Genomic DNA, 4,762 nt, shown 5'->3' on the forward strand with positions numbered 1-4,762 from the left:
GAACAGGCCCATTCGCGGCCGCCTCCCCGCTATCTCGTTGACTATCGAGGTGCGTACGCGCCGTCGATGCGCCAACCCTAACCGGGCTGGCCTCGCGGCTATGCGTCTAGGTGTTCCTTGCGGCGTAGCTCGTCAACGCGCTGCACGATGTCGTGTTGCGACTCCGCGGACAAACCGCTGGCGCGAAGCGCGATACGTCGAACGCCCTCATCGCGCATGGTGATCAGCCACGCCAACTCTTTCTCGAGTTTTTCGTAGTACTCATCGTCGGTGAAGTAGGCGGGCTTGATGCGGAAGAAGTTCGCCAGCGCAGCCATAGTGGCAGACGACGGGTTCGTGCGGTTGCCGGAGCGTAGCTGCGACAGGTAGGGAGCAGACATTGTGATGCCCTCCGCCTTGAGCGCCGCGATCACCTCGGCGGAGGTATGCGGCCCCCGTCCCGGCGGATAAACCGTGTCGAACAGGCGGTTCAGGCGGGCAGAAAACGTCGTGCTCATCGATATGACCTCCACCGGGTCGGTGCAATATTTATTTCCGTTGTGGTATTTGCTGATCATCGTAGCGAGTGTTATCGCCGCAACCAAGTGCAAACTTGGCGAGAATTGCTGCCCGCAGCCGTGGCGCGAGTTGGCGACGCCGTTAGAGCGCGCCAAGCTCGACATTCAGCGAATTCACATGATGTAGCAAGCGAATTGTGTTCGCGCGTCGTTACCGCAGCGCGACCTCGTCGCAGCACGAGGCTTCGTTGGTACAGCTGATCGGATTCTATGGCAACCGACACGCCATGCCGACGTCCCAAAAAGCAGATTTGCTGTCGTCGGCTGCTGCGGTACCTGCGAGCGCGGTTTTGGGCATGCCCGCGACCTGACTAGTCTTCGCCGGAACGCCTCAAGCAGCGAGCAGCATCGCCAGAATTGCGGTGTCGGGATGGCTGATGGGGTCGACACCGACGCGGCTCACCACCGAGGTGATCGTGCCGTCGGCTTCTGCCTCCACCCAGGCAGCACGGTGCTCCAGCCCCAGATACGGCAGCCCGGGCAGCAGCACGCATCCCGACGCCGCGCCATTGCATTCGGGCAACGACGGCGTGGTCTCCGAGGGCGGATGCAGCATCAACAGTGCCGGCGGCTGACGATCAGCGAAATAACCTGGCCGAATAGCGGATTCGCCGACCACCGGACCCTCCGCCAGTACCAGCCCGACGGTGCCTGGCGCTGGAGTGTCCGGCAGTTCCTCGCGAGCACCGAATACCGTTGTGGTATTTAGCAATCCAGGAAGCGACGCGACCCGGACCGCAACCATCAACAGCTGTGCCCACTCCTTCGTCGAGTCGGGCCAACGCCCGGAAATCACAAACCCTTTCAGGGCACCACGAGAATGGAACGGGGCCACTTCGACGGCCCGGCCTGACCCGGTTTCCATTTCGCCCTCCGCCATACTTAGGTTCGGGTATCCAGCGATACGCCGGTGGGTCGATAGCTCAGCATGCGTCAGCGGATGAATACCCGCAAGCTGACACGAGCAACCAACGCACAACTTGGGCAAAAAGAAATACGGCTGAAATAGTGAACGGGACGCCGCGCGAATGGCGCGACGCCCCGAACAGGCGAATTGAACCGGACTCAGCCGGCGATCAGCCCCTTAGCCTTCGAAGTCGCGGCCGCGTAACGCGATTGCACATCCTCCCAGTTCACGACGTTCCAGAACGCCTTGGCGAAGTCGGCCTTGACGTTCTTGTACTGCAGGTAGAAAGCGTGCTCCCACATGTCGAGGACCAGCAGCGGAACGACGCCGAGCGGAAAGTTGGTCTGGTGGTCGTAAACCTGGAATACCAAGAGCTTCTGGCCGAGGCTGTCCCAGCCGAGGGCTGCCCAGCCCGAACCCTGCACGGTGGTGGCAGCCGAGGTGAACTGACCGCGGAACTTGTCGAACGATCCGAAGGCGTCATCAATGGCGGCCGCGAGTTCGCCGGTCGGCTTGTCACCACCGTTGGGGGACAAGTTCTTACACCACAGGCTGTGATTGACATGCCCGGCCAGATTGAACGCCAGGTTCTTCTCGTACAGCAGAATCGCCGAGAAATCCTCTTTGGCGCGCACCTCTTCCAGTTTGGCCAGGGCGTCGTTAGCGCCCTTGACGTAGGTGGCGTGGTGCTTGTCGTGGTGAAGCTCGTTGATTTGACCCGAGATATGCGGCTCCAGTGCTCCGTAGTCCCAGTCCAAGTCGGGCAAAGTGTATTCAGCCACTCCGATTCCTTCCTTCGACGATCGTTGCCGATCTGCTTCTGACGCTCCGCTCGCAGGCTGTCAGCGGAGCGGCGGCTTGGGTTGGTCAACCAAGATCAACCCTGCTCCATCACCGCGCGCACCGCAAGAACGAGTGCGATGGGTGCATACCCAGCGGTGGGATTTCAGAACCAAATAATGACCGCGAGGACCGCCAGCAAAACCAGGGCGATCAGGCCGGCGCGCAAACCGGCAAGCAAGTAGGAGCGATTGCACGTCGCCGAATTGGTGTACCAACGCGACGACGACCCCGCCGACTGCGGTCCGATCGGTTGCGTTGTCATCCGATGGCCCCGACCTTTACGTCCAACACTCCCCCAGTGAGATGAGTCACAACTACTCCTAGTGGTCGCGATCATAACCCCTTGCGAACCGGCGGGAAAATTCAACCGCACGCGGGTGGCTGACCAGCACCTATTTTGCTGGCCGACGACTCCGGCCAACCGGCGATGGACGCCGTCGCGGTGCGCCAGGCCGGTGGCCCGCCGGGGCAGATTCGGTGTGACATCCCCCATAAGGGGGATGTAACGAGTAGCTAAAGGCGCGCTAAGAATTCGCTCAGCGCCCGGCGGATCTGTCGATCGCGACGCGGTTTCCGCCGGTTGTTATCCACAGCGGGTACCCGAGCCGGGGTATTGACCGCGCGTCAATCCGGTCGACCGGGCATGGCTAGTTGTGGATAAACCTGTGGAAACTGTGGATACCGGGTGGTAGCTGGCGGAGGCCTGCTACGCGGCGGGTCGCCGCGTGCCAAGATCGAGCCCATGGACAGTGAACCTGTGGTCGTACAGACCGACGTCGCCGACCTGCCCGCCGAATTCGGCCCGGCGACTGTGTTGCTAGATGTGCGCGAAAACGACGAGTGGCGCCAGGGTCACGCCGCGGGGGCCCGGCACATCCCGATGGGTGAGGTGCCGGCCCGCGTCAATGAGATCGACCCACAGGCGAAGTTGTACGTCGTCTGCAAGGCCGGCGGGCGTTCGCAGAAAGTGGCCGAATATTTGGCCAGCAACGGGTATGCACCCGTCAACGTCAGCGGCGGGATGCTGGCGTGGGCCAACGCCGGACGTCCGGTGGTCACCGACAACGGCAGCCCAGGCAGCATCTGACCGGGGCGTCCCGCGAGCACCATGCCCAAGCAGCCGGTTTTCACCGCTAGGCTGATGCGGTGATTCGCGCGAGCGACGAATTGGTACTGAGCGATGGGGTGGGGGCACCGCCCGCTTGCGGGGGAGAGCGGCGCCAATGATCCAAGTGTGCTCCCAGTGCGGCACACGCTGGAATGTCCGTGATCGGCAGCGTGTGTGGTGTCCGCGTTGTCGCGGGACGCTGCTGGAGCCATCATCTGAGACGCCCGCTGTCGATCAGCGGTGGAGTGCCGGCCCGCGAACACCGCCGCGGTTGCCACCGGGCTATCGCTGGATTGCGGTGCGTCCCGGCCCGCCACCACCCCCACGACGTCGGCGCCGGCCGCTCGGGCCGACCCCGCGATACCTAGTGATACCGCGCTGGGGCCTGCAGGACCGCACCGAATCGGATGGTGCCGGACGCGGTTCGACGGTTCGAAAACCGCCGCCGCCGGCTAGGGTGCACGCCGCACTCTTCGCGACCGTGCTGACGCTGGGCATCGCAGCATTGGTTCACCTGGCGCGCTACCTGTTGCTGATCATCAACCGCAACTCGTTGCTGAATTGGCTGGTGGCTGACGCGGCAGCGCTGCTGAGTGTGTTGGCCAGCCTGGCCGCGATCGCGGCGGTGATCACCTATGCCCTGCTGCTGACGCGGTGGTTGATCGCGCGCCGCGCCGCGGCTTTCGCTCATCACGGTAGGTCGGAAACCCGTACGCCGTGGGCGCTGCGGATCGGCTGTCTGCTGCCGCCATCGGCGGCGATAGCGCTGGCCATCACCTTCGCCGTGATCCTGGTGTCTTTCGGCCATTCACCCAGCTGGGCGCTGATGTTCGGGTCCATGCTGATCTGTTGTCTGCCTTTGCTCGGCGCAATGTGGTCGCTGGTCTATGTCATCGAGCTGGCGAAAACCGAAGACAACTACCCGCGGCTGCGCGGCACCATCTGGTCATGGTGGCTGTTGTGGCTGCTCAGCTGCGTGACTTCGGTTTTCGCATCGGTTACCAGCGGGGCGCAGGACGTCCAGGGCATCGCGAACAACACGGTGGCCATGATCGTCGCCTACCTGCTGGCCTTGGCCGCAGTGATCGCGACTGCGAAGGTTTACGAGGCATTTGAGCGCAAACCGGTCGAACGGCCCGCCCATCGCTGGGTAGTGGTCACCGACGACGGAACCGGCGCGCCGAAATCGGCTCCTGCAGTTGAGTTGACGGGTGAAGAACCGGCAGCATAGTGGTATGTCGCGGGCCGACGAGGTGGTCTCTCGCCACCCGTTCGTGGTCGCCCATCGCGGCTCGTCGGCCGCCCTGCCCGAACACACCTTGGCCGCATACGATCTCGCCCTCAGGG

The 4,762-nt window shown here is 63.3% G+C and carries 6 protein-coding genes and 1 pseudogene; 3 read left to right on the forward strand and 4 right to left on the reverse strand.

Annotation, left to right across the window (positions count from 1 at the left end):
- Window positions 1–98 precede the first annotated feature (98 nt).
- The 4 genes from WAN71_RS21180 to WAN71_RS21195 form a co-directional block, all read right to left on the reverse strand.
- Complete coding sequence (locus WAN71_RS21180) at window positions 99–497, reverse strand: transcriptional regulator (RefSeq protein ID WP_422227217.1); 399 nt, start codon at window positions 495–497, stop codon at window positions 99–101.
- Window positions 498–888: 391 nt separating this feature from the next.
- Window positions 889–1,422: a peptidase gene (locus WAN71_RS21185; protein ID WP_422227212.1), complete on the reverse strand. Its 534-nt coding sequence runs from the start codon at window positions 1,420–1,422 to the stop codon at window positions 889–891.
- Between the two features lie 200 nt (window positions 1,423–1,622).
- A complete protein-coding gene (locus tag WAN71_RS21190; RefSeq protein WP_422227213.1) occupies window positions 1,623–2,246 on the reverse strand; it encodes a superoxide dismutase in 624 nt (207 codons plus the stop codon).
- Window positions 2,247–2,410: 164 nt separating this feature from the next.
- Window positions 2,411–2,569, reverse strand: coding sequence for a hypothetical protein (locus WAN71_RS21195; protein WP_422227214.1), 159 nt, complete (start codon window positions 2,567–2,569; stop codon window positions 2,411–2,413).
- 480 nt (window positions 2,570–3,049) lie between these two features.
- Here WAN71_RS21195 and WAN71_RS21200 point away from each other — a divergent pair, with 480 nt between their 5' ends.
- The 3 genes and pseudogenes from WAN71_RS21200 to WAN71_RS21210 all read left to right on the forward strand — a co-directional run.
- Entirely contained in the window at window positions 3,050–3,394 is a 345-nt protein-coding gene (locus WAN71_RS21200) for a rhodanese-like domain-containing protein (RefSeq protein ID WP_422227215.1), read from the forward strand.
- 136 nt (window positions 3,395–3,530) lie between these two features.
- A complete protein-coding gene (locus tag WAN71_RS21205; protein ID WP_422227216.1) occupies window positions 3,531–4,646 on the forward strand; it encodes a DUF4328 domain-containing protein in 1,116 nt (371 codons plus the stop codon).
- A gap of 4 nt (window positions 4,647–4,650) precedes the next feature.
- Window positions 4,651–4,762, forward strand: a pseudogene (locus WAN71_RS21210) (glycerophosphodiester phosphodiesterase); the annotation flags it as partial.

Source organism: Mycobacterium sp., from assembly GCF_049280035.1.
Taxonomy (GTDB): domain Bacteria; phylum Actinomycetota; class Actinomycetes; order Mycobacteriales; family Mycobacteriaceae; genus Mycobacterium.